The 23907-nt window shown below is 59.2% G+C and carries 20 protein-coding genes and 2 pseudogenes; 11 read left to right on the top strand and 11 right to left on the bottom strand.

Annotated elements, in window-relative coordinates; genetic code table 11:
• The coding region (locus tag ASC74_RS32160; RefSeq protein WP_236713295.1) for a hypothetical protein at positions 1-186 on the top strand (186 nt) is incomplete at its 5' end.
• A 78-nt stretch (positions 187-264) separates the two neighbouring features.
• Here ASC74_RS32160 and ASC74_RS32680 read toward each other — a convergent pair.
• A pseudogene (locus tag ASC74_RS32680) lies at positions 265-365 on the bottom strand (hypothetical protein); the annotation flags it as partial.
• Positions 366-753: 388 nt separating this feature from the next.
• On the opposite strand from ASC74_RS32680, the gene ASC74_RS14835 reads away from it, so the two are divergent.
• Positions 754-2172: an amino acid permease gene (locus tag ASC74_RS14835; protein WP_056742046.1), complete on the top strand. Its 1419-nt coding sequence runs from the start codon at positions 754-756 to the stop codon at positions 2170-2172.
• A 54-nt stretch (positions 2173-2226) separates the two neighbouring features.
• Here the strand turns inward: ASC74_RS14835 and ASC74_RS14830 are convergent, their stop codons facing one another.
• Positions 2227-3351, bottom strand: coding sequence for an OpgC family protein (locus ASC74_RS14830; protein WP_056742045.1), 1125 nt, complete (start codon positions 3349-3351; stop codon positions 2227-2229).
• Positions 3352-3591: 240 nt separating this feature from the next.
• Between ASC74_RS14830 and ASC74_RS14825 the strand changes: the two genes are divergently transcribed.
• The 3 genes from ASC74_RS14825 to ASC74_RS14815 are packed head-to-tail and all read left to right on the top strand — an operon-like array spanning position 3592 to position 6420.
• Positions 3592-3966, top strand: a complete 375-nt coding sequence (locus ASC74_RS14825) for a GtrA family protein (RefSeq protein WP_056742044.1) — start codon at positions 3592-3594, stop codon at positions 3964-3966.
• Positions 3963-4904, top strand: coding sequence for a glycosyltransferase family 2 protein (locus tag ASC74_RS14820; protein ID WP_056742043.1), 942 nt, complete (start codon positions 3963-3965; stop codon positions 4902-4904). The genes ASC74_RS14825 and ASC74_RS14820 overlap by 4 nt, the downstream gene beginning before the upstream one ends.
• Position 4905: 1 nt before the next feature.
• Entirely contained in the window at positions 4906-6420 is a 1515-nt protein-coding gene (locus ASC74_RS14815) for a glucosyltransferase domain-containing protein (protein WP_056742042.1), read from the top strand.
• Positions 6421-6429: 9 nt separating this feature from the next.
• On the opposite strand, the gene ASC74_RS14810 is transcribed toward ASC74_RS14815, so the two are convergent.
• From ASC74_RS14810 to ASC74_RS14800, 3 genes are all read right to left on the bottom strand, one after another.
• A complete protein-coding gene (locus tag ASC74_RS14810) occupies positions 6430-6714 on the bottom strand; it encodes a putative quinol monooxygenase (RefSeq protein ID WP_056742041.1) in 285 nt (94 codons plus the stop codon).
• A 57-nt stretch (positions 6715-6771) separates the two neighbouring features.
• Positions 6772-8391 (bottom strand): FMN-binding glutamate synthase family protein, encoded by a 1620-nt coding sequence (locus ASC74_RS14805; protein WP_056742040.1) that lies wholly within the window; start codon positions 8389-8391, stop codon positions 6772-6774.
• Positions 8392-8567: 176 nt separating this feature from the next.
• A complete protein-coding gene (locus ASC74_RS14800) occupies positions 8568-9368 on the bottom strand; it encodes a helix-turn-helix transcriptional regulator (protein WP_056742039.1) in 801 nt (266 codons plus the stop codon).
• A 125-nt stretch (positions 9369-9493) separates the two neighbouring features.
• On the opposite strand from ASC74_RS14800, the gene ASC74_RS14795 reads away from it, so the two are divergent.
• Positions 9494-10315 carry a carbon-nitrogen hydrolase family protein gene (locus tag ASC74_RS14795; protein ID WP_056742038.1) on the top strand — a complete coding sequence of 274 codons (822 nt, stop codon included), beginning with the start codon at positions 9494-9496 and terminating at the stop codon, positions 10313-10315.
• Between the two features lie 242 nt (positions 10316-10557).
• A complete protein-coding gene (locus ASC74_RS14790; protein ID WP_056742037.1) occupies positions 10558-11883 on the top strand; it encodes an APC family permease in 1326 nt (441 codons plus the stop codon).
• Positions 11884-12021: 138 nt separating this feature from the next.
• Here ASC74_RS14790 and ASC74_RS32675 read toward each other — a convergent pair whose 3' ends face one another.
• From ASC74_RS32675 to ASC74_RS14765, 6 genes and pseudogenes are all read right to left on the bottom strand, one after another.
• Positions 12022-12690, bottom strand: coding sequence for an ATP-binding protein (locus ASC74_RS32675; protein WP_442965778.1), 669 nt, complete (start codon positions 12688-12690; stop codon positions 12022-12024).
• A gap of 57 nt (positions 12691-12747) precedes the next feature.
• A pseudogene (locus tag ASC74_RS32670) lies at positions 12748-12834 on the bottom strand (hypothetical protein); the annotation flags it as partial.
• A 590-nt stretch (positions 12835-13424) separates the two neighbouring features.
• Positions 13425-15236 carry a DAHL domain-containing protein gene (locus tag ASC74_RS14780; RefSeq protein ID WP_056742035.1) on the bottom strand — a complete coding sequence of 604 codons (1812 nt, stop codon included), beginning with the start codon at positions 15234-15236 and terminating at the stop codon, positions 13425-13427.
• Positions 15233-16192: a cytochrome-c peroxidase gene (locus ASC74_RS14775; RefSeq protein ID WP_056742034.1), complete on the bottom strand. Its 960-nt coding sequence runs from the start codon at positions 16190-16192 to the stop codon at positions 15233-15235. Before ASC74_RS14775 ends, ASC74_RS14780 begins: the two co-directional genes overlap by 4 nt.
• A 44-nt stretch (positions 16193-16236) precedes the next feature.
• Entirely contained in the window at positions 16237-18111 is a 1875-nt protein-coding gene (locus tag ASC74_RS14770) for a putative bifunctional diguanylate cyclase/phosphodiesterase (protein WP_056742033.1), read from the bottom strand.
• Entirely contained in the window at positions 18108-20414 is a 2307-nt protein-coding gene (locus ASC74_RS14765) for a putative bifunctional diguanylate cyclase/phosphodiesterase (protein ID WP_056742032.1), read from the bottom strand. The genes ASC74_RS14770 and ASC74_RS14765 overlap by 4 nt, the downstream gene beginning before the upstream one ends.
• A 260-nt stretch (positions 20415-20674) precedes the next feature.
• On the opposite strand from ASC74_RS14765, the gene ASC74_RS14760 reads away from it, so the two are divergent.
• The 4 genes from ASC74_RS14760 (at position 20675) to ASC74_RS14745 (ending at position 23814) form a co-directional block, all read left to right on the top strand.
• Positions 20675-22027 (top strand): HD domain-containing phosphohydrolase, encoded by a 1353-nt coding sequence (locus ASC74_RS14760; protein WP_056742031.1) that lies wholly within the window; start codon positions 20675-20677, stop codon positions 22025-22027.
• Between the two features lie 189 nt (positions 22028-22216).
• Positions 22217-22651, top strand: a complete 435-nt coding sequence (locus ASC74_RS14755; RefSeq protein ID WP_056742030.1) for an NUDIX hydrolase — start codon at positions 22217-22219, stop codon at positions 22649-22651.
• A 24-nt stretch (positions 22652-22675) separates the two neighbouring features.
• The gene (locus tag ASC74_RS14750) at positions 22676-23314 is read left to right on the top strand and encodes a LysE family translocator (protein WP_056742029.1); all 639 of its coding nucleotides are present in this window, start codon (positions 22676-22678) and stop codon (positions 23312-23314) included.
• A 2-nt stretch (positions 23315-23316) separates the two neighbouring features.
• Complete coding sequence (locus ASC74_RS14745) at positions 23317-23814, top strand: GNAT family N-acetyltransferase (protein WP_056742028.1); 498 nt, start codon at positions 23317-23319, stop codon at positions 23812-23814.
• The last annotated feature ends 93 nt before the right edge of the window (positions 23815-23907 follow it).

Here is a 23907-nt window from a genome sequence, read left to right as displayed (position 1 = left end):
GAAACGCCAAAAWWAAGTAAGCAAAAAAAGGCTCGCCCCGAGCGTCCGGCCCCTCGCTTAGGCTCGGCGTTCCTTCGTTCCGGTATCCATCCGGGGACACTGCCCTCCGGTCTGCTTCGGGTTGACGGAGAGGCTCAGGGCATGATGGGGCGGGTGGATCAAGATCAAGAGCTGCAGGCGAGCTAACGCTCGGCCTGTTGAGTGGTGAGAAGCGAGGCGGGTATGCGCTGCTTTGCTTTTTGTGGGAGCGAGCTTGCTCGCGATGCGCCCCAACGCAGGCATTGCCAAGCGAATCTCATCGGCAATGCTGTCTGCCATCGGCCGGACCACGACCTGCAAACCTCACCCTTGCCCGGACGCTGTATCCAGCGTCCCCGCACAGAGGTTGAGTCGCCTTAAAGGTCTGAGCTAGAGCCATCGCCGTGCGAATGCTGGCTGGATAGGGACATGACGATGCACCATTACCGTGCAATACTCCGCGCCGTTTCATTGGCGAATAATCCTACGTAAGGCAGGTAATGCCCCTCCGTAAACCCGGCTTTTCCCGAGAGTTCTCGCTAAATGTTGTGGTTTATAGAGTGAAAAACCCTGTGGGAAGCTTTTTATACTGCACGCCCCGCTGATCTTGCAGGTTTTGTCCTACAAGACGGGTTTGCCCACGAAGCAGGCTCGGTTTCAGAAAAGCATTGGCTTACCGGTCAGCGCTTCGACACTCGGTGGTCATATCCAATAACAAGACGAGGTTGTACCCCTATGCCAGGCAATCACCTGCCCAATGGCGAGACCGCTCAAGGCGGCCCGCTCAAACGCGAACTCGGCGAACGGCATATTCGCTTGATGGCACTCGGTGCCTGTATCGGCGTCGGTCTGTTCCTCGGTTCGGCCAAGGCCATCGAGATGGCCGGTCCGGCAATCATGCTGTCCTACATCATCGGCGGTCTGGCGATCCTGGTGATCATGCGCGCCCTCGGCGAAATGGCTGTGCACAACCCGGTCGCTGGCTCCTTCAGTCGGTATGCTCAAGACTACCTCGGCCCATTGGCGGGCTTCCTGACCGGTTGGAATTACTGGTTCCTGTGGCTGGTGACCTGCGTTGCGGAAATCACCGCGGTGGCGGTGTACATGGGCGTCTGGTTCCCCGATGTGCCGCGCTGGATCTGGGCGCTCGCCGCGTTGATCAGCATGGGCTCGATCAACCTGATCGCGGTGAAAGCCTTCGGTGAGTTCGAATTCTGGTTTGCCCTGATCAAGATCGTCACCATCATTGCAATGGTGGTTGGCGGTATCGGTGTGATCGCGTTCGGCTTCGGCAACGACGGCGTGGCGCTGGGGGTTTCCAATCTCTGGGCGCACGGCGGCTTCATGCCCAACGGCGTGCAAGGCGTGTTGATGTCCCTGCAAATGGTGATGTTCGCCTACCTCGGCGTCGAGATGATCGGCCTGACCGCCGGTGAAGCGAAGAACCCGCAGAAAACCATTCCCAATGCCATCGGCTCGGTGTTCTGGCGGATTCTGCTGTTCTACGTCGGCGCGCTGTTCGTGATCCTGTCGATCTACCCGTGGAACGAAATCGGCACCCAGGGCAGCCCGTTCGTGATGACCTTCGAGCGTCTTGGCATCAAGACTGCCGCCGGCATCATCAACTTCGTGGTGATCACCGCGGCGCTGTCTTCCTGCAACGGTGGCATCTTCAGCACCGGGCGCATGCTCTACAGTCTGGCGCAGAACGGTCAGGCCCCGGCCGGTTTCGCCAAGACCTCGAACAACGGCGTGCCGCGTCGCGCCTTGCTGCTGTCGATCGGTGCCTTGTTGCTGGGCGTGCTGCTCAACTACCTGGTGCCTGAGAAAGTGTTCGTCTGGGTGACGGCGATTGCCACCTTCGGCGCGATCTGGACCTGGGTGATGATCCTGCTGGCCCAGCTCAAGTTCCGCAAAGGCCTGAGCGCCAGCGAGTGTGCCGGCCTGAAATACAAGATGTGGTTGTACCCGGTCAGCTCGTATCTGGCGCTGGCGTTTTTGGTGCTGGTGGTCGGCCTGATGGCGTACTTCCCGGACACTCGCGTGGCGCTCTATGTGGGCCCGGCGTTCCTGGTCCTGCTGACGGTGTTGTTCTACGTGTTCAAGCTGCAACCGACCAATGTGTCACAGGGTGCGGTGCGTTCGGCTTCGTAAGGCGTAACGCTTGAAATGAAAAAGCCCCGGTCCATTGGCCGGGGCTTTTGCATTTCAGGCTGTCGCGGTTTGCACTGATCGATTCAGGCGTTTATTGAAGTCCAGCCACGCCCCCAGCAACGCCATCACCCCGGCCCCCACCAACGCGGTGAAAACCTGCATGGCAAACGCATCGTCGGTCAGGGCGTTGAGCATGTCCGCCAAGGGCGCCAACAGCACGCCGAGGCAGAAAACTTCCAGTGAGTAGCGCCCCATGCGGCAGCATTGCTGCGCCAGCCAGTTTTGCGTCCAGCCGTTGCCGGGCAAGAGCCTGGCGGTGACATAAGCCAGCGCCAGGAAGTGCAGCAGACGGACCGGCGACAGATCGGTCTTGCTGATCGGGTACAGCAGGTTGCTCAGGCTGGCTGGCATCAGGGCATCGTGTATTTCCGGCCACCGCCAGGAGACAGTAATCACGCCGGTCACCACCACGTACACCGCCGCGCTGACAAACAAGGGCTGGCGCAACAGCGGGCGAGTGTCGGGCAACCGTGGCCGCAGCCCGTGAATCGCCGCAAAGCCGCCGAGGATAAACAGCAGTTGCCAGGTGACCGGGTTGAAGTACCACACACCGTCCTTGATGGCCGCCAGGTTCCAGCCAAACCGCGGTGCCAGCCAGTACACCGCCAATGACACCGCGACGACCGCCCACGGCTTGCGCACCAGCAACGGCAGGACCAGTGGCAATCCCGCCAGCAGCACGATGTACAACGGCAGCGGGTCCATCAGGTTCGGTTTGAAGCGCAGCAGTAACTCATCCGTCAACGCTTGCTGGGGGTTGGTGATGAAGTGATGCAGGCCCATTTCCTCCACCAGATCGCGGGTTTCCACATGGCTGTTGGCGAAGAACACGATGCCCATCAGCATGGCCAGCAGGAAAATATGGACCACATAGAGCACCCAGGCGCGCCGCAGAATCTTCACGCAGGCGATAAGGTAGCCATCGCGCGCAAGGATTTTGCCGTAGGCCAGAACGGCCGCGTAGCCGGCGAGAAACACGAATATTTCTGCGGCATCGCTGAAACCGACATTGCGCAGAGTGATTTGGCCAAGGGGGTTGTGAGGCACGTGATCCCAAAAAATGAAGATCAGTGCCAGGCCGCGAAAAAAGTCGATTCGGTGATCGCGCTCAAACGTCATGACGGCGGGCTCGTGAACGGGTGTTGAGAATAAGGAGTAGCCGAAGGCGCCAAAGGTTGCGCGCCGCATATCGGCGGCGCGCAGGGTGGCGTGATTCGCAGGTAATTGCAAAACCGGGATATTACGGGATGTCTCCTGGCGTGAGGAAAGCCTTAACCGCTGGTCTGAAAGGCGCTCAGGCCTGTGATTTCTGACAGTAGACAGGTTCAAAGTTTTATGACGTGAAACAGGAGGGTCACCATGAAGCTTTTGTGGAAAGGATTTTCCAGCTACACGGTGGTCGGGGTCGCCAACACGCTGATCCACTGGCAAATCTTCTTCCTGCTGAGCGTGGGGGCCGGCCTCAGTCAGGCGGTCAGTAACCTGGCTGCCTTCTGCGTGGCTGCCTCGTTTTCCTTCTACATGAACGCGCTGTACACCTTCGATGCCAAGGCGTCGGTCGGCGGTTATCTTCTATTCTTGGGAGCCATGGGGGCGCTGAGTCTGGGTGTCGGCCATGCAGGCGACGTGTGGAGACTTCACGGCCTGCTGACGGTGGCTATCTTTTCGGCATTGAGCCTGGTGCTTGGCTTTCTGTTTTCAAAGTACGTGGTCTTTCGCGAGCGTAACGCATGAAAGTCTCGTTGATCGTTCCGGTATTCAATGAAGAACAGGCGATCAGTCTGTTTTATCAGGCCGTGCGTCGCGAGTTGAGGCTTGACCAGGCTGAGATCGAAATCGTGTTCATCAACGATGGCAGTTCCGACCGGACGGCTGAGGAGGTCAAGGCCCTGGCGCAGGTCGATGAACAGGTATTGCTGATCAACTTCTCGCGCAACTTCGGCAAGGAACCAGCGTTGTTCGCCGGCCTGGAATATGCCACCGGCGATGCGGTGATTCCCATGGATGTCGATTTGCAGGACCCGATCAGCGTCATCCCGCGGTTGATTGGCGAATGGCAAAAAGGCGCGGATGTGGTGCTCGCCAAGCGCCGGGATCGCACCGCCGACAGTTACCTGAAACGCCACAGCGCGTCGCTGTTCTACCGTGTGCTGAACCGTATCGCTTACACCCGCATCGAAGAAAACGTCGGGGATTTCCGGCTGATGGATCGCAAGGTGGTTAACGTGATTCGTGCGCTTCCCGAGCACCAGTTGTTCATGAAGGGCGTGCTGTCATGGGCCGGATTCAACACCGTGGTGGTGGAGTACGAGCGAGCCGAGCGAGTGGCGGGCACCAGCAAGTTCAATGGCTGGAAGCTCTGGAACCTGGCGCTGGAAGGCGTGACCTCCTTCAGTACGGTGCCGTTGCGCTTATGGACTTACGTCGGTGGCGGTATTTCGATCTTCGCGGTGCTCTACGCGGTGTACATGGTGCTGGACAAGATTTTCTTCGGCAACAGCGTCCCCGGTTACCCGTCGTTGATGACGGCCATTCTGTTTCTCGGCGGCGTGCAACTGATCGGCATCGGCATCCTCGGTGAGTACGTCGGCCGCATTTACATCGAGGCCAAGCATCGGCCGCGCTATGTGGTGAAAGACGTCGTCGGCGGCAAAGACCGGCTCGGGTTTTAGCATGGGCAGGTTCAGCGACTTTTTCAGCAAGGAACTCGGGCGTCGGCAAGTCTGGCTGTTTTTTCTGTTGGCGACCTTTGTGTATGTGGTGCCGCTGATCCTTGCGGACTATCCGTATATCGACGACAACTGGCGATCGTTGTCGGCCGCGGCCGGTTCGGCCTGGGCGGAGCAGGGACGGTTATTCACCGAGCTGTTCTACAACCTGCTGACCTTCAGCAATGCCGCGCCGAACATCTTTCCGCTGCCACTGTTGATCGCCTCGTTGGCCATGGCCGCGGCGTTGACCAGTCTGACGTTTCATTACTACCCGCAACCGACGATTGCTTGCTGCCTGGTGCCGTTGCCGCTCTGGTACAACCCATTCTTTCTGCAAAACCTGTCTTATCAATACGACGGACCCGCCATGGCTTTGAGCGTGGTGGCGGTCATCTATGCGATCACCATTCGTCCCCCCTCGCGCATTCAGCAGTGGCTGGTGCCGTCCTTCCTGGTTGCCTTGGCGATAGGGCTGTATCAGGTGAGCTTCAATGTGTTTCTCGGGTTGTGTTGCCTCGAAGTGCTCAGGGGCGCCAATGACAAACTGGCCTGGCCGAAGTGGTGCGAGTTGATCGGCTGGAAAATCGCTCAGGCCTTCCTGGGCTGCCTGATTTACGCCGTCAGTGCTTATCCGTTCACTCAGCAGAATCGCACCCTGCTGCTGAACTGGGCCGCGGAGCCGTTGCTGCAACTGCACGTCAACATCGCCAGAGTGCTGGAAAAAGTCGTGCTGCTGTTTCACGGCGGATTTGCCTGGGTGTTCGCGGGGTTGTTGCTGTGTGCCATTGCTGGCGCAGTTCGCCTGGGGCTCAACGTCGTGGCGCGTCAGGACAGCACAGCGAACAAGATGCTGATCGGCCTGATCTGTGTGCTGGCATTACCGGTAGTGACCTTACTGGTGTCGGGTATGGCGCTGTTTTTCCGGGACTTCAATGAAGGCGCCAGGACCCTGATGGGCTTCGCGGTTCTGTTGGTGCTGTTGTTCTATTTGAGCCATCTGGCGCTGGCACGAATCCACCAGCGGCTGCCGTTGTTGTTGATGGTTCCACTGCTGGCGATGCTTTCGCTGTCGTACGCCTATGGGCGGGTGCTGACCGTGCAGAAAGCCTTCGCGGCCAGCGCGTTGTTAAGTCTTGAACACGATATCGCGTCGAATCGACAGCTGCTCGAGGCCAAGCGCATCTACATGTCAGTGACCTATTCCGATCACTGGCTGCGGGGCGCGGCGGGCTCGTTCAAGCAAATGCCGGTGCTGCACTATCTGCTGAACATCGACTTCTTCATGCTGGCCGAGAACCTGCCGAAAGTGGGCATCACCAACGTCGTTGCGGAGAAGGAGCGACGTAACGCGACGAGGGTGGGTTATCAGGGTTATCCACCGGTGGTGGAGAACCTGTACTACCGAATTTATCTGCTGGGGGATTACGGTTTTATTGTCATGAAAGAGCCAGCGCCGATTAAGGCGCTGCACTGGTGACGGCGGGCGTCAGAACGCATCCATCCGCACGACAATGCAATCCCTGGCCTGGTAAGCGTTGATCTGCGGTACCAGCCGCCGAAAATGCTCCGACTGGCAATGAGCATCCAGCGCCGCCTGATTCGGCCATTGTTCGATGAAGATAAAGTGCCCGGGATCTTTTTGATCGATGAATAAGTCGTAAGCGATGCAATCAGGCCCCAGTCGAGTCTTCTCGACCAGTTCGGCGTACCACGGGCGAACGGTTTCAATGTGTTCGGGTTTGATGAAATCCTGAGCGATGACTTTCAGCATGGTGTTCTTCCTTGATGTAATCCCAACCTCCCGATGAGGTTGGCGTTCAAACGTTGTTTACGCGGCAGCCACCTCATTCGGCTCAAAACTGTCCGCCCGCGCCATCTGCCACATCCGCGAGTAAAACTCGCCATTCACTTCACCTGTCAGCAACTCCCCCGGTTTCAAGAACACATGCAACTGCGAGAACAGTTTGATCTCGGTTGCCGACATGCGCCGTACCAAATGCTTGGCCGACAATTGCGAAGGATGTTCCAACCCGGCAGCGGCAAGCATTTCGGCCAACGCCTTGAGGGTGTTGCGGTGGAAGTTGAAGACGCGTTGGGCCTTGTCCGGAACCACCAGTGCGCGTTGGCGCAGGGTGTCCTGGGTGGCGACACCGGTCGGGCATTTGTTGGTGTGGCAGCTTTGCGACTGGATGCAACCGATGGCGAACATGAAGCCGCGCGCCGAGTTGGCCCAGTCGGCGCCGATGGCCAGGACGCTGGCAATGTCGAAGGCACTGACGATCTTGCCGCTGGCACCGAGTTTGATTTTGTCTCGCAGGTTCAGGCCGACCAGCGTGTTGTGCACGAACAGCAGGCCTTCGCGCATCGGCACACCGATGTGGTCGGTGAACTCCACGGGCGCGGCGCCGGTGCCGCCTTCCTTGCCATCGACCACGATGAAGTCCGGGAGGATGCCGGTTTCCAGCATGGCCTTGGCGATGCCCATGAATTCCCACGGATGGCCCAGGCAAAACTTGAAGCCCACCGGTTTGCCGCCGGACAGTTCGCGCAGCTGCTGGATGAAGTGCATCAGTTCAACCGGCGTGGAAAACGCGCTGTGCCGCGACGGCGAGATGCAATCTTCGCCCATCAGGATGCCGCGGGTTTCGGCGATTTCCTTGGTGACCTTGTGCTTGGGCAGAATCCCGCCATGACCGGGTTTGGCACCCTGGCTCATCTTGATTTCGATCATCCGCACTTGGGGCGTCTGCGCTTGTGCCGCGAAGCGTTCCGGGTCGAAGCGCCCGTCAGCGGTGCGGCAGCCGAAGTAGCCGCTGCCGAGTTCCCAGGTCAGGTCGCCGCCGTTTTCCCGGTGATAGGCGCTGATGCTGCCTTCGCCGGTGTCGTGGGCGAAGTTGCCGAGTTTCGCCCCCTGGTTCAGCGCGCGAATGGCGTTGGCGCTGAGGGAGCCGAAGCTCATGGCCGAGATGTTGAACACCGACGCCGAGTACGGCTGCGTGCACTGCGGGCCGCCGACCGTTACCCGGAAACTGCTCGGGTCGCTCAACGGCGCCGGGCGCATGGAATGGCCGATGAATTCGAAACCCGACTGATACACATCGATCAAGGTGCCGAAGGGTTTGTCGGCGCTTTCGTTCTTGGCCCGTGAATAGACCAGCGAACGCTGAGCCCGGGAGAAGGGCAGGGCGTCGCTGTCGGACTCGAGCAGGTACTGGCGGATTTCCGGGCGAATACCCTCCACCAGATAGCGGATGTTGCCGAGGATCGGGTAATTACGGCGCACGGCGTGAGGGTTTTGCAGCAGATCGAACAGGCCCACGAGGCTGAGAATGCCGGTGACGGCGGTGATCGGCCAGAGCCAGTCGTGCTCCAGGAAGGGCAGGCTGGCGAGAGTAAACATCACACAGACGGCAAAGAAGGCGTAGCGGCTCAGGAGTGACAGGCTCATACGGTTTCCTTGGGTTCGGACTCAATTGTGTTCAACACAGCAGGTGCATGGATACAAAGATCCCCTGTGGGAGCGAGCCTGCTCGCGATGGCGCCGGGTCAGCCAACATCAATGTTGAACATGAAACCGCTATCGCGAGCAGGCTCGCTCCCACAGAAAAGCATTCCACTGAGCAATCAGGCATTTTGTGCCTGGAGAAAAATCGAAAACAGCTCTGACTGGGATTTGATCCCCAGTTTGCTGTACATGTGTTTCTTATGGACTTTCACGGTTTCGACAGAGATTTCCAGCTTACGGGCGATTTCTTTACTGGAGCAACCGCTGAGCATCAAACGCCCGACATCCAGCTCCCGAGCGGTCAATTGCGCGCCTTTGAGTTGTTGCACCGACGCTTCCAGCTGCACGCGCCAGTCGACTTGCGGCGGTGCCGGCGCGAGGGCCACGACTTCGTTGATTTCGTAGGGCAGGCGCTGGCGCAACAGGCCGAGCACCCAGGGCTGGATCAGCGACAGCAAGGCAATCTGTTGGCTGCTGAAACGTTGCTTGCTGCCCAGTGACAGGCACAGCGTGCGGTCGCCTTCGAGCTGGCAATTGAACTGGATTTCGTCGGCGACCACATTCAGACGAAAGTAGCGCTGGTAATACTCGGTCAGCTCGAAATGCTCCGGCGCCACTTCCGACAGGCGATAGAGCCCGGTGCGCGACTGCTCGCGACAGGCGATGTAGAACGGATCGAGCAAATACAAACCGCGCAGATAATCCTGGAACAACTGATCGGGACTGCCGTCCGCGCCCGGGCATTCGGCGAACACTTGCGGGTGCTGATCGGCGCTGAAAAGCAGCGCTACCCAGCTGTCGAAGGTCACGTACTGATCCAGCAACCGTACCAGCTGCGTCCAGAAATTGGGCTTGTCCAGAGCATCGATCAGTTGCCCGACCGAGCGGTGCCACGCGATGTCGTCTAACGAAAGTGTCATGCCTCTACCCCTATCGGGTTACCCCAGCGGCGTGATTTCCCGGCCGGTGGCTTGCTGCGCATACTGGCGCACAGACACCGACCGGGCAATCTTTCTACCAGCCTGGTCAAGAACAAGGAATACCCATGAAAGTCGAACTCGCCCAGTTGGCGGGCCGTGACAACGACACGGCTTACAACCTCGAACGCGCTTTGAAGGCGATGGCTGCCTGTGCTGCCGATACGCAGTTGATCGTGTTTCCCGAAACCCACCTGATGGGCTTCCCGTCCCTCGAGGCGTTGGCCGAAACCGCCGAACCGCTGGACGGTCCGACCGTCAGCGCGGTGCTGGCTGCGGCCCGTGAACGCAACATCGCCGTGGTGATCGGCATGGCCGAGAACGACAACGGCTGCTTCTACAACACCACGCTGCTGATCACCCCCGAAGGCATCGCGCTGAAATATCGCAAGACGCACCTGTGGGCATCGGATCGTGGTGTGTTCGAGGCCGGGGACCGTTACGCCACGTGTGAGTGGAACGGTGTGCGGGTTGGCCTGTTGATTTGCTACGACATCGAATTCCCGGAAACCGCCCGGGCCCTGGCGCAATTGGGTGCCGAACTGCTGATCGTCACCAACGGCAACATGGACCCTTACGGCCCGACGCACCGCACCGCGATCATGGCCCGCGCCCAGGAAAACCAGGCGTTTGCGCTGATGGTCAACCGGGTGGAGGAGGGCGATGGCGGGTTGGTGTTTGCGGGCGGCAGTGCGCTGGTGGATCCGCTGGGGACTTTGTTGTTCGAGGGCGGGCGCGAGGAGGGGCAGTTTGCAGTGGAGCTGGACCTGAATCAGCTGACGGCGGCGCGACAGGATTATCGGTATCTGGATGATCAGCGGCTGCGGTTGCCGGGGGAAATTGTTGAGCATGCTTGTGGATTGCGGGAGCTGATGATTCCTCAGAGATGATCCGGATACTTTGTGGTTTGTGCTGACCTCATCGCGAGCAAGCTCGCTCCCACAGGGGATCTTCAGCGGATACAAAATTCGTGAACGACAGAGAACAACTGTGGGAGCGAGCTTGCTCACGATGAGGCCCTGACAGGCGACACATCTCTGTCGGCCAAAAAACCAGAACAACAACGAAACACCCGAAATTTAGCGCCGAACTCGGCTCTGCCATAAATCTAATAAATTCGGAGTAGTCGCTCATGGCTCGTTTGCAACGCACCCTGTCATTGGGTTCGGTGGTGCTGTTCGGCATCGCCTACATGACGCCGATCATCGTGCTCGGCACTTTTGGCATCCTCGCTCAATCCACCGCCGGCATGGTCCCGGCCGCTTATCTGGCGGCGCTGGTGGCGATGTTTTTCACCGCCATGAGTTACGGCCGAATGGCCTCGGCGTTTCCCGTCGCTGGTTCGGCCTATAGCTATGTCCGCAAGGCGATCAGCCCGAAACTTGGTTTCATTGCCGGTTGGGCCGTGCTGCTCGACTACCTGTTCCTGCCGATGGCGATCTGGCTGATCGGCGCGGCCTACCTCAACTCCGCGTTCCCAGCCGTGCCGCAGTGGATCTGGGTGCTGGCGTTCATCGGCATCACCAGTGCGATCAACATCGTCGGTCTGAAACTGGCCAACGGCATCAACGCGTTACTGATGCTGGTGCAATTCCTGGTACTGATCGCCTTCGTTGCGCTGTGTGTTCATTACGTCGGTGGTGATGCGAGCACGCCGTTGTGGTCGGTCAAACCGTTCTTCAACGGTGACATGCAGATGCCGCTGATCATGAGCGGTGCAGCCATCGCCTGTTATTCATTCCTCGGGTTTGACGCGGTCAGCACCCTGACCGAAGAAACCCGCGACCCGCGCCGCACCATCCCGCGAGCGATCATGCTGATCACCCTGATCGGCGGGCTGATTTTCGTCAGTGTGTCGTACTTCGTGCAGATCGCGCATCCGTCGTTCCAGTTCGACAGCGTCGACTCGGCGGCCTATGAAATTGCCCGCAACATTGGTGGTGACCTGTTCGTGTCGATCTTCCTGATCGGCCTGATCGTCGGCCAGTTCGCGTCGGGTCTGTCGGCGCAGGCCAGCGGCTCGCGGCTATTGTTCGCCATGGGCCGCGACGGTGTGCTGCCAAAATCGTTCTTCGGCACTTTGCATGAACGCTTTGGCACGCCGGTCAACAGCATCCTGCTGTGCGCCGTGGTCGCTTTGCTGGCGCTGAAACTGGACGTCACCACCTCGACCTCGTTCATCAACTTCGGCGCATTCCTGGCGTTCAGTCTGGTGAACCTGTCGGTGATCTTTCACTACTGGATTGGCGGTGAGAACAAAGGGCTGCGTGAATTCGTGTTGTTCCTGCTGTTCCCGTTTATCGGTCTGGCGGCGGATTTGTGGCTGATGGTCAGCCTCGATCACCTGGCGATCTATCTGGGCCTGAGCTGGCTGGCGATTGGCGTGGTGTACCTGGCGGTGCTGACCGGTGGCTTCCGTCGCCAGCCGCCGGAGATGGATTTCCAGGAAGCCACATAATTGTCTGACTGCTAAAGAACCTGTGGGAGCGGCGGTGCGGCGATCCGACTTGCTCGCGAAGGGGGCGTGTCAGTCGCTATGCATGTTGCCTGACACACCGCCTTCGCGAGCAAGCCCGCTCCCACATTTGATTGGTGTTCAACTTGCCAGCTTGGATTGGTGCACCGGTAGCTCGACCCTGAAGGTGGTCCCCACGCCGACTTCGCTGCGCACCGTAATATCTCCCCGATGTTTTTTCACGATGCCATAGGACAGGGACAACCCCAGCCCTGTCCCCTGGCCCACCGGTTTGGTGGTGAAGAACGGGTCGAAGATTTTCTGCAGGCAGTCTGGCGCGATGCCGGCGCCGGTGTCTGCGACTTCGATCCACACCGTTTCCGCTTCAAGCCCGGTGCGCAAGGTGATGGTGCCACGCTCCGGGCCGATGGCCTGAGAGGCGTTGACGATCAGGTTCATGATCACCTGATTGATTTGCGAAGGCAGGCATTCGATGTCGGGCAGGACCTGATATTCCTTGAGCACATCGGCCTTGTACTTGAGTTCGTTGGCGACAATGTTCAAGGTCGATTCAATGCCCTGTTGCAGATTGGCCCATTGCCATTCCTGATTGGAGTCCACCCGGGAGAAGTCCTTCAGGTCCTTGACGATCTGCCCGACCCGGTTGATGCCGTCCTTGGATTCCTTGATCAGCAGCGGAATGTCTTCGCGCAGGAACTCCAGCTCGACCCGTTCGCGCAGTTGGTGCAAACGCTCGACGATCTCGCTGGAGCCGATCGCCTCTTCCGCATCCCGATAGGCTTCGAGCATTTCCTGCAATTGTTTGAAGTAGCCATCCAGGGTGCCGAGGTTGGAGGAAATGAAGCCAATGGGGTTGTTGATTTCATGAGCAACGCCAGCCGCCAGTTGGCCCAGAGAGGCGAGTTTTTCCGATTGCACCAATTGGGTTTCCAGCTGTTTGCGTTCGTCGATTTCCCGCTGCAACTCAACGCTGGCCTCTGTGAACTGTCGGGTTCGGCGTTCGACCATTTGCCCTAAATGGTCCATCTGCACGCTGGCCCGTTTGGTCATGTCCCATTTGGTCAGCAGGGTGTTGGCCATCTGCTGGACTTCGATATTGTCGAACGGCTTTTTCAGGATCAACAGTCGATCATGGGCCTGCAATCGATCGAGCAGTTCATCCCAGGAATAGTCGGAATAGGCGGTGCACACCACCACCTGCAGGCTCGGGTCGGCCTGCCACAAATGTTCGATGGTCTGCGCACCGTCCCAGCCCTCAGGCATGCGCATGTCGACGAAGGCCAGGGCGTAGGGGCGGTTTTCTTGCAAGGCTTCGTTCAGTTTGCCAAGGCCTTCCTGGCCGCCATAGGCGGAGTCCAGCTCGAACAGCGCAGTGGTTGATTTCACTTCGCTGCCAAACAGCGCGGCCTCCATCTCGTCCAGTTCGACGGTCTGCTCCGGCATGGGCGTGAGAATCTTGCGGAAATCCACGTGAATGGACAGGGTGTCATCGATCAGCAGAATGCGTCGGTTCGAAAGCTCGCTCATGCTTCCTCCGGTACGGTTTTCAGCGGGATCTGCAACGTGAACAGCGCGCCCTTGCCTGGCCCGTCGCTATGGGCGGTGAGGTGGCCATTCATCTCAATGGCGGCCAGTGCGCAGCTGTGCAGGCCGAAGCCGTGGCCTTCCTTACGGGTAGTAAACCCGTGGGCAAAGATTCGCGTCATGTTCTCCTCGGCGATGCCTTCGCCGTCGTCCTTGACGCTGACTTGCAGGGTCTTGTCTTCGACGATTTTCACCCCCAGGGTCATTTGCCGCGGGCGGTTGCTGAGGTCCGACATGGCATACTTGGCGTTGCTGATCAGGTTGATCAGGATCAGCAACAACCGGTGCTTGTCGCCCATGACTCGCGGTACATCGCTGTACTCCTTGACCACCGTAACGTGGTGTCGGGTCAGGGCGCCGGAGTTCATGCGCAGGGCGTCTTCCAGCAACTCGCTGATATGCAGCGGTTCCATCAGGCTGTTGGCGCCCGCGTAGGATTGCTGGGTGGCGACGATGTCCTTGATGTGGTCCACGCTTTTGGTCAACTGGGCCAGTTCCTCGGTCATGCCTTGTTGTTCCAGGGCTATCGCGTCCACCAGTTGATTCAGGTAACCCGGTAGCAACTTGCCTTTGGCGTCCTCGGTCAGAAAGGTGCCGAGGTCGCCTGGATGGTCGTTGATCAGCTGCATGGCCTTACCCAGGCCCTGAGCTTTGCTGGCGCGCAGTTTGCGGGTCACCAGGTCGGCGGAAATGTTCACGCTGTTGAGCACGTTGCCGACGTTGTGCAGCACATTGGTGGCGATCTCGGCCATGCCGGCCTGACGCGCGGTGTCGAGCAGTTCGCTCTGGGTATCCTTGAGTTCGCGGGTGCGCTCTTCAACCCGCAGTTCGAGGTCCTCATTGGCGGTTTGCAGGGCTTTGTTGACGCGATTGATCACGGTGAAACTGCGCATCAGGTGAATCGCCAGGTACACCAGCAACAGCACCAACAGTACGGAAAACAACAGCATGTAGAAGTGATAGCGCTGGTCGACCGCATCGGTCTGCTGCTGGTCCGTGTTCAGCAGGTTGGTAATGTCGTCCAGGCGTTGGGCCACGGGAACGCCTTCGATGTTTTCCAGTAACCGATTGACCACCGGCTGCTCACGCAGGATCAGTGAAATATGATTGCTCATAATATCGATCGGACTGTGGAACTGTTCAGGCAGACGCTGTTTGTTCACCCCCAGTTTGTTTATCCCGAGCAGGATGTCGGCGGCCTTGTCATCTGAGGTGACCTGAGCGAACTCCAGGCTGCTGAGCAGCAAGTCATACGTGTCGGTGGCGATGTTCTGCGATTGCAGTTGGTCCTCATCCACCAACCGGGCCAGCTGTTCCTGAATGTCGTCCTCGGCGGTGGGCAGGAACGCCAGCGAGTTGCGCAGCACGGCGTTGTGAGACTTGAACTGCTCCACCAAGCGGGTCTTTTCCTGAATGGCGCTCAGGTACGCATCATGGCTGGCGCGCCAGATGGGCGAGTCGTTGCGGCCATGGTTCGACTCCATGGTGTCGAACCGCTCCCAAAGGTCCGTTATCTCGGTCAGCGGTGCGACCAACGGATCGTAGTTGTGACTGATGGCGATCCTGGCCTTGAGGATCTCGGTTTCCCATTGTGCGTTCAGCTGCTTGATCCGGCCAATCAAGTCCCGGGATTCGGCGTAGGTCGTCGTCTGGTTCGAGCTGGATTTGAGGTACAGGAACAGCAGCACTGAAGCCAGCATCAGGGCCACGACGCCAAGCAACGCCAGGTTACGGCGGTTAGTCATTCTCATAAGGGCTTGCCTCCCCATTCACCGGTCAGGGTCTTGAGGAATTTGATGATCAGCGTCTTGTCGTCGGCAGAGGGAATACGACCGAGCTGGAACTTGAACATCACATCCACCGCCTCTTCGAGGGTTTTGGCCGAGGCATCGTGAAAGTACGGCGCGGTCACGGCGACGTTGCGCAGGCTCGGGACTTTGAACACGTTGCGGTCCTCTTCGTCTTTGGTGACCAGATAGCGGCCCAGGTCGGCTTCGGTAGGATTGCCCCGAATCTTGAAGTAGTCGCCCATGACCCCGAACTTCTGGAACATGTTGCCGCCGATGTTCACCCCTTGGTGGCAGGAGATGCAGCCGTAGTCTTTAAAACGTTGGTAACCGTATTTCTCGTCGAGGGTGAGAATGTCGGTATCGCCTTGCAGGTATTGGTCGAAACGCGAGTTGGCGCTGATCAGCGTGCGTTCATAGGTGGCCAGGGCATTCTGCACATTGTTCATGGATACGCCGTCCGGGTAGGCGTTGGCGAACGAGGTCTGATAAGCCGGATCGGCGCTCAGCATCTGCACCACATGCTCCCAGTTACTGCCCATTTCACTGGGGCTTTGCACCACTCCGTGGATCTGGGTTTCCAGGGTGTCGGCGCGGCCGTTCCAGAATTGCCGGAAATTCAAACTGGAGTTGAACACGCTGGGGGTGTTGATCGTCACTGGAACGCCGTTGAATCCGATGGAAAACGCCTTGTTGTCGGCGCCACCGTTTTCCAGTCGATGGCAACTGGCGCAGGACAGTGAGTTGTTGACCGACAAGCGTGTTTCGTTGAACAACTGGCGACCGAGTTCGATCCGCAGTGGGTTCTGTTGGGGCACCGCCGGCAGTGGTTTGAGCGCTTCATCCAGTGGCGCGGCGCTGGCGCTCAGGCAGAGCCCGAACAACGGCGCCAATAGCAGACGGAGAAAGGAAGGCGACATCTGATAATTCCTTGGCGTAGGGCCTGTGTGTCGTTGCGCATCGTTCACGTGGCTGCGGATGAAGAGGGCTTCACCGACCCCAGATACCGGACGAAGGCGTCCGGCTCCACGGCTTTGCTGAAGTAGTAACCCTGGCCTTCCTCGCATTGATGGGCCTTGAGGAAATCCAGTTGTTCGAGGGTTTCCACCCCTTCGGCAATGATGGTCAGCTTGAGGCTCCGGCCCAGACTGATGATGGCGCTGACCAGCGCGGCGTCGTTGCTGTCGCTGCTTAAACCGCGAATGAACGACTGGTCGATTTTCAGCACGTCGATGGGAAAACGCCGCAAGTAGCTCAGGCTGGAATAACCGGTACCGAAGTCATCGATGGCCAGCCGTACGCCCATGACCTTGAGCCGGGTCAGGGCGGTCACCGTGGTTTCGATGTTCTGCATCAACACGCCTTCAGTGATTTCCAGCTCCAGCAAGGCCGGTTCCAGACCTGTTTGTTTGAGTGTCTGTTCGATGCCGTCGACAAAGTCCCGCTGACGGAAATCGATGGCCGACATGTTCACCGACATACAGATCTTCGGCAGCCCCGCGGCCTGCCAGGCGCAGGCTTGTCGGCAGGCCTCGGCCAGCACCCATTTGCTCAACGGCACGATCAAACCGCTGTCTTCGGCCACACTGATGAAATCCGTGGGGTAGATCAGACCGTGCCCCGGTTTTTGCCAGCGAATCAGCGCCTCGGCACCGACCACCTGGCCACTGCCCAGGTCCAGTTTTGGCTGGTAATGCAGGACAAATTCGTTGCGTTCCAGTGCCAGGCGAATGCCACTCTCGATGCTTTGCTGATCCCGGGCGCGCTGGTTCATCTCGTCGATGAAAAAACTGAAATCGTTCGGGCCGCTTTCCTTGACGTTGCGCATCGCGGTTTCGGCTTTCTTGATCAGCGCGATGGCATCGAAGCCATCGTCCGGGTAAATGCTGATGCCCAGGCTGGCGGTCACGCTCAGGTCATGGCCGGCAATGTGCTGGGGCGCGCGGATGGCGTTCAAGAGTTTTTCGGCGATGCCCTTGGTCTGCTGGGGATGGCGGACATCGGCGAGGATAACCACGAATTCATCTGAACCGTAGCGGAACACCGAGTCGGACTCGCGCACTGTCGCCACCAGATTGCGCCCGACCTGTTTAAGCATTTCGTCACCGGCCGGGTGGCCCAGGGCATTGTTGATGCGTTTGAAGCGATCGAGGCCCAGAAACATCACGGCCAGTTGCTTGTCATGGCGCCGGGACAGGGCCAGGGACTGGTTCAACCGGTCACCGAGCAATGTGCTGTTGGGCAGCTCGGTCAGTACGTCGTACTGCAACAGGTGCGACACCTTGAGCAATTCGTGGACCCGCGCCTCGATGGTTTGCTCCAGGTTCAGGACTTTCGTTGCCGCGTCCTGTGCCATCTGCCATTTCCAGGTCAGGGCACTGGCCATCTGGCGGATTTCCAGGCTGTCGAAGGGTTTTTTCAGCACCAGCAACTGGTCGCCGAACTCCAGCCGTTCGGCCATGTCTTCCCAGGTGTAATCGGAATAGGCCGTGCACAACGCGATTTGCAGGTGAGGATCGGCCTTCCACAGTTGTTCAATGGTTTCCAGGCCGTCCCAGCCCGGTGGCATGCGCATGTCGGTGAACGCCATGGCATAGGGGCGACCTTCGGCCCGTGCGCGCTTGACCAGTTCGAGGGCTTCCTGACCCTGATAGGCCGAGTCGAGCTGGAACGTCAGCCGATCAAGCTGCACGGTGCCGAACAGGGCTTCTTCAGCGCCGGCCAGGGTCTGTTCACATTCAACGTCAGGGCCGAGGATCTTGCGAAAATCCTCATGAATCGAGGGCGTGTCGTCGATGATCAGGATGCGCCGGTTGGTCCGCACGAAAGGCGTTTTCATCCTTTGTCCTCCGTGAAGCGTGGCGGGTTGTCCCGGATCGGCCCGATGTCATGGTTCGGGGGCACAATGCTGCCGGCCTTCAGCAGCTCGGCGGCCTGCTGGCTGCTGACCGCTTTGCTGAAGAAGTAACCCTGGGCGTTCATCGGTGAACCGGTGGCCATCAGCGAGCTGCGTTGTTCCTGGGTTTCGACGCCCTCGGCAATGATGCCGATCCCGACTTCACGGGCGAAGTTGATGATGGCGCGCAGGGTGTTCGCGCTGGCCGGATCGCGGGCGGCGGTGTCGATGAAGGCCTGCGCGAGTTTCAGGTGATTGACCTGGTAGGTCTTGAGGTAGTCGAACGAGGAGTATTCGGTGCCAAAGTCGTCGATGGCGATCTTCACCCCCAGCTCACGCAGGCGCGGCAGCACATCGTTGTGGGTCCATTTGGTCTGGGCCAGCGTCGCTTCGGTGACGTCGAAGCGCAGGTCCCAGGGGCAGAGTTCCCAGCGTGCGGTGGTGCGCAGCACGTCATAGATCAGTTCGGGGCCACTTTTGAGTTGGGCCAGGGACAGCTTGATCGCAATCACCGGCGGCGCCATGCCTTCATCGCGCCATTGACGCATTTGCTGGCAGGCTCGATCCAGCACCCAGTGACCGAGTGCGACGATGGTGCCGGTCTTTTCCGCAGCGGGCAGGAACGCCGAGGCTTCCAGTAAACCGCGCTCAGGGTGGTTCCAGCTGACTTGAGCTTCCATGCCGAGGATTTTGCCGCTGCTCAGGTCCACTTCCGGCCAGTAATGCAGTTCGAGTTCCTGGTGTTCGATGGCCGCTCTCAAGTCGCTGGCGATGGTCATGCGTTCGACCACCTCCTGATTGATCTCCTCGGAATGGAAGTGGTACTGGTTGCGGCCCTGTTCCTTGGAGCGATACAGCGCCATGTCGGCCTGGGTCAGCAGACCGTCGGCGCCGGTGCTTTCCGGGGTACAGCTGCTGATGCCGATACTCACCGAGACCCGCACATCATTGCCGGCCAGGGAGTAGGGCAGTACCAACGTATCGCGGATCTTGGCGGCCAGGGCTGCGGATTGGGTCGGGTCACCGACGTCCAGCTGCAAGATCGCGAACTCGTCACCGCCGAGTCGGGCAACCACATCGTTTTCGCGCACGCAGGCTTTGATCCGACGGGAAACCTCTTGCAGCAACAGGTCGCCCACCGGATGGCCGAGGGTATCGTTGATGCGTTTGAAGTGATCCAGGTCCAGGTAAAACATGGCGAACGGTGCCGCCCCCCGACGCGCAGAGGCGAATGCCTGGTGCAACCGCTCGATCAGCGTCGCACGGTTGGCCAGCCCGGTCAGCCCGTCGGTGCGGGCCAGCAGGGCGATTTTCTCTTCGGCCAGTTTGCGTTCAGTGATGTCGATGATGATGCCTTCGACTTCCAGCAAACGGCCTTCATCGTCGCGCACCGGGATGTAGCGGTTTTCGACCCAGCGCCAGGCTCCTTCGCCAGTGCGCATCCGGAATTCGATGGAAGCGCCCGCCGCATGACGGTCCAGCACCCGGGCCATGGCGGTGTCGACCTTGGTTTGATCGTCGGGATGGATCAGTTCCTGGGCCCAGTTGGCCGAGGCGACCAGTTTCGCCGCGACATGACCGTATTTGGTGATGTTGTGCGAGATATACATCAACGGAAACGACGGCTCGCCGCGCAACCGATACAGAATGGTCGGGCTGTTCTGCACGATGATGTTGGCGTCGGACAGCTCTCGGGTGCGTTCTTCGACCGCCTGTTCGAGCAGCGACATCTTCAGCTCTGCGTCTTCGGTCATTTGCCACTTGGCCGTCAATGCGCTGGCCATCTGGCGGATTTCGATGGCATCGAAGGGTTTTTTCAGAATCAGCAGGCGATCGCCCAGTTCCAGGCGTTCGTCGATGTCTTCCCAGGAATAGTCGGAATACGCGGTGCAAAGCGCCACTTGCAACTTGGGATCGACCTGCCACAGCCGTTCGATGGTTTCCAGCCCGTCCCAGCCCGGCGGCATGCGCATGTCGATGAAGGCCATCGCATAGGGCATGTCGTTGGCCAGCGCCGTCTCGACCTTGTCCAGGGCTTCGAGGCCCTGAAACGCCGAGTCGAGCACAAAGCTCTGCAGCGATAGCGCCGCAGGAGTGCCGAACAGGGCATTTTCGGCGCTGATCAGGCTGTCGTCATCGATCGATGGCGGACTGAGGATCTTGGCGAAGTCCGCATGAATCGAGGCCGTATCGTCGACGATAAGAATCCGTCGGTTGGTCCGTGCCAGCAGCGTATTTATCGACATACGCCAGTACCGGCAGCAGTTTGATGCGGTGTACTCATAGAAGGGGCTTCCTTTCCCTGATCACCTGGCCGAACGTACAGATTTGGATCCGAGTCAGCTCAGCATAGTCGCCTGTCCAGCACTTCGCGCAACTCAATGAGCTGAATCATTTCCGGTGGCGGGCTGAAAATCATCTAGCCTGTAGGTCAGGCTCCGGCAATAGGGGATGTTTGCTTCGGGGCCTGCCACAACGATGTGCCCGTTTCACTTGAGGTGACGCCATGGAAGAGCAACTCCCCACGACTTTGAACGATAAACCCAAGGTGCTGCTGGTCGATGACGAGGAGTCAATCCTCAACAGCCTGCGTCGCCTGTTACGCGGCCAGCCCTACGAGTTGCTGCTGGCCACCAGCGGTGCCCAGGCGCTGGAGATCATGGAGCAACAGTCCATCGATCTGGTGATGACCGACGCACGCATGCCCAATATGGACGGCGCCACGCTGCTGGCCCGCATCCATCAGCTTTACCCCACGACCACCCGGATTCTGCTCACCGGCTACGCGGACATGCCGACGATCATCAAAGCGATCAACGAAGGGAAGATTCACCGCTACATCAGCAAACCCTGGAACGACGAGGAAATGCTCCTGACCTTGCGCCAGGCCCTGGCTCATCAATATTCCGAGCGCGAACGCCAGCGCCTGGAGCAGTTGACCCGGCTGCAGAACGACCAGTTGAAGTCACTCAACATCACCCTGGAAAAACACGTCGCCGCCCGCACTGCCGAACTCCAGCAGACCGCCGACATGCTCGACCTGGCCTACGAAGAGCTCAAGCACAGCTATGTCACCGGCACCGAGGTGTTCTCGCTGCTGGCCAACCTGCGCTTGCCCCCGGCCAAGCAGACCAACCGCCAGATCATTGAACTGGTGCGGGTCTACTGCAAACTTCACGGTCTGGACGAGGGCACCAGTCGCGACCTGACCATGGCCGCGGCGCTCTACAACATCGGCAAGCTGAGCTGGACCGACAGCATGATGACTGCGCCCGCGGACCTGCTGCATCACAGCGATCGGGAGCGCTATCGCGGTTATCCCAAGCAGAGCGAATCGCTGTTGATGACGCTTGACCCGATGAAGGACGCCGCCCGTCTGATTCTTCATCATCAGGAGCGCTGGGATGGCAGCGGCTTCCCCGACCGGCTCAAGGGCGAGGCGATTCCGTTCGGTTCGCGGCTGTTGAAACTGGCGGTGGATTTCATCGAGTTGCAGCGCGGGCTGATCCTCGAGCGGCTGATGAACAGTGATGAAGCGCTGGTCTACATCCGCAGCTATGCCGGGCGACTCTACGATCCCGAGTTGGTGGAGGATTTCATCCAGGTGTGTGCCGCGTACTTGAGCGATATCTCGCTGGTCGATCCATCGATCAAGGTGCTGACCACACGCGAGTTGGTGGCGGGCATGATCCTGGCGCGCAACCTTAATGCCGACAACGGCATGCTGCTGCTCAACGCCGGCAAGGTGTTGAATGGGCCGCTGGTGGAGAAGTTGATCACCTTCGAAGCCATGGAAGGCGCGAAATACAGCATTTTCGTGAAGGTGCCGGAAGACGTTGCGGTTCTCGAGGCCAGTTAGTTTTTCCAAACGCTACACAATCCCCCCTGTGGGAGCGGGCTTGCTCGCGAAAGCGGTTTTTCATTCAACATTGATGTTGACTGGCCCGCCGCTTTCGCGAGCAAGCCCGCTCCCACAGGGGATCTGCGTGACGACACACCAAGACTCATGTGATCCTTGGGTTTTTCCCCCCAAGGCCAATCACGATCCATGACGCTTTCATCCGCTGCTTCGCCCCGTCTCATCCGCATCGCTGCCGCCCTGTTGATCGGTCCGGACGGTCGCACGCTGTTGGTCCGCAAGCGCGGCACCGAGGCGTTCATGCAGCCGGGGGGCAAGATCGAAGCCCATGAGCAACCGGTCCACGCGCTGGCCCGTGAACTGGAAGAAGAATTGGGCCTGGTCATCGATCCGGCACACGCCACTTATCTTGGGCAATTCTCGGCACCGGCCGCCAATGAGCCGGGTTTTACCGTCCAGGCCGAACTCTTTCAGCTGACCATCGATTCAGACGTATCGCCTGCGGCGGAGATCGAAGAGGTGCGCTGGATCGACCCGGCCACTGACGGTAATGTCACGCTGGCGCCATTGACACGGGACCTGATCCTGCCGTTTTATCGTGCCTTGTTAACCGAAACTGCCTGATTATTCCCGGACAAAGGATTGCCCATGATTCCACTTCAAGACTTGCTGATTTTCGCCGCTGCCGCATTGCTGATGGTACTGACGCCGGGGCCGAACATGATTTACCTGATCTCCCGTTCGATCTGCCAGGGGCGCAAGGCAGGCGTGACCTCGTTGCTCGGTGTGGTCGCGGGGTTTTTCGTGCACCTGTTCGCGGCCGCTGCCGGTTTGACCGCGGTGTTTCTGGCGGTGCCGATGGCCTACGAAGTGCTGAAGTGGGCCGGTGCGCTGTACCTGATGTGGTTGGCCTGGCAAGCCGTCAAACCGGGAGCGCGTTCACCGTTCGAGGCGCAGCAGTTGCCGCCGGACTCGTCGCGCAAACTGATCACCATGGGCTTTCTGACCAGCGCCCTGAACCCGAAAATCGCCGTGTTCTATTTGTCGGTGTTTCCGCAGTTCATCACGCCTGAGCATGGCTCGGTGTTCACTCAAAGCATCACTCTGGGGTTGACCCAGATCAGTGTCAGTTTCAGCGTCAATCTGCTGATCGCGCTGTTCGCCGCGGGCATCGCCTCCTGGTTCGTCAACAACCCGTCCTGGCTGGCGGTGCAGCGCTATTTCATGGGGTTCGTGCTGTCGGCGCTGGCGGTGCGACTGATGCTGGAACAACGACGGATGACTTGAACATGTGGATTGAACGGCTTGATGCCAGTCATGCTCTGGATTATCGGGCGCTGATGCTCGAAGCCTATGACCTGCATCCCCAGGCGTTTACCTCCAGCGTGCGCGAACGCGCCGTGATGCCGTTGAGTTGGTGGGAATCACGCCTGAGCAGCAAGCTGGACGTGGTGTTCGGCGCGTTCGAAAACGGTGAGTTGGCGGGCATCGTCGGCCTGGCCTTCGAGCCTCGGGAAAAGGCCCGGCACAAGGCGACCTTGTTTGGCATGTACGTGTCGGGCAAGGTCCGGCAACGCGGGTTCGGTTATTACCTGGTGCAGGCCGCCCTGGCTGAAGCGCAGGACCATAAAGGACTGAGGTTGATCCAGCTGACCGTCACCGCCGGCAATGACGCTGCGTTCAAGTTGTACCAGCGTTGCGGCTTCATCCAGTTTGGTCTTGAACCGCTGGCGGTGCGCGTTGGCGAAGACTACTTCGACAAAATTCACATGTGGCGTGAACTCTAAATCCACCACGACTTAATGTGGGAGCGGGCTTGCTCGCGAAAGCGGTCTGACATTCAACATTGATGCTGGCTGACACACCGCATTCGCGAGCAA

It is taken from the genome of Pseudomonas sp. Root329 (genome assembly GCF_001424925.1).
In the GTDB taxonomy this organism is placed as follows: Bacteria; Pseudomonadota; Gammaproteobacteria; order Pseudomonadales; family Pseudomonadaceae; genus Aquipseudomonas; species Aquipseudomonas arabinosi.
The sequence above is the reverse complement of the archived record's forward strand: the minus strand, read 5'-3'. Positions and strand labels throughout refer to the sequence as shown.

Excerpts from the sequence above, each read along its gene's own strand:
- ASC74_RS14815 (WP_056742042.1), top strand. The coding sequence starts at position 4,906 with ATGGGCAGGTTCAGCGACTTTTTCAGCAAGGAACTCGGGCGTCGGCAA.
- ASC74_RS14790 (WP_056742037.1), top strand. The coding sequence starts at position 10,558 with ATGGCTCGTTTGCAACGCACCCTGTCATTGGGTTCGGTGGTGCTGTTC.
- ASC74_RS14835 (WP_056742046.1), top strand. The coding sequence starts at position 754 with ATGCCAGGCAATCACCTGCCCAATGGCGAGACCGCTCAAGGCGGCCCG.
- ASC74_RS14770 (WP_056742033.1), bottom strand. The coding sequence starts at position 18,111 with ATGAAAACGCCTTTCGTGCGGACCAACCGGCGCATCCTGATCATCGAC.
- ASC74_RS14775 (WP_056742034.1), bottom strand. The coding sequence starts at position 16,192 with ATGTCGCCTTCCTTTCTCCGTCTGCTATTGGCGCCGTTGTTCGGGCTC.
- ASC74_RS14750 (WP_056742029.1), top strand. The coding sequence starts at position 22,676 with ATGATTCCACTTCAAGACTTGCTGATTTTCGCCGCTGCCGCATTGCTG.
- ASC74_RS14760 (WP_056742031.1), top strand. The coding sequence starts at position 20,675 with ATGGAAGAGCAACTCCCCACGACTTTGAACGATAAACCCAAGGTGCTG.
- ASC74_RS14830 (WP_056742045.1), bottom strand. The coding sequence starts at position 3,351 with ATGACGTTTGAGCGCGATCACCGAATCGACTTTTTTCGCGGCCTGGCA.
- ASC74_RS14745 (WP_056742028.1), top strand. The coding sequence starts at position 23,317 with ATGTGGATTGAACGGCTTGATGCCAGTCATGCTCTGGATTATCGGGCG.
- ASC74_RS14780 (WP_056742035.1), bottom strand. The coding sequence starts at position 15,236 with ATGAGAATGACTAACCGCCGTAACCTGGCGTTGCTTGGCGTCGTGGCC.
- ASC74_RS32675 (WP_442965778.1), bottom strand. The coding sequence starts at position 12,690 with ATGCTCGAAGCCTATCGGGATGCGGAAGAGGCGATCGGCTCCAGCGAG.
- ASC74_RS14820 (WP_056742043.1), top strand. The coding sequence starts at position 3,963 with ATGAAAGTCTCGTTGATCGTTCCGGTATTCAATGAAGAACAGGCGATC.
- ASC74_RS14810 (WP_056742041.1), bottom strand. The coding sequence starts at position 6,714 with ATGCTGAAAGTCATCGCTCAGGATTTCATCAAACCCGAACACATTGAA.
- ASC74_RS14805 (WP_056742040.1), bottom strand. The coding sequence starts at position 8,391 with ATGAGCCTGTCACTCCTGAGCCGCTACGCCTTCTTTGCCGTCTGTGTG.
- ASC74_RS14825 (WP_056742044.1), top strand. The coding sequence starts at position 3,592 with ATGAAGCTTTTGTGGAAAGGATTTTCCAGCTACACGGTGGTCGGGGTC.
- ASC74_RS14755 (WP_056742030.1), top strand. The coding sequence starts at position 22,217 with ATGACGCTTTCATCCGCTGCTTCGCCCCGTCTCATCCGCATCGCTGCC.
- ASC74_RS14795 (WP_056742038.1), top strand. The coding sequence starts at position 9,494 with ATGAAAGTCGAACTCGCCCAGTTGGCGGGCCGTGACAACGACACGGCT.
- ASC74_RS14800 (WP_056742039.1), bottom strand. The coding sequence starts at position 9,368 with ATGACACTTTCGTTAGACGACATCGCGTGGCACCGCTCGGTCGGGCAA.
- ASC74_RS14765 (WP_056742032.1), bottom strand. The coding sequence starts at position 20,414 with ATGTCGATAAATACGCTGCTGGCACGGACCAACCGACGGATTCTTATC.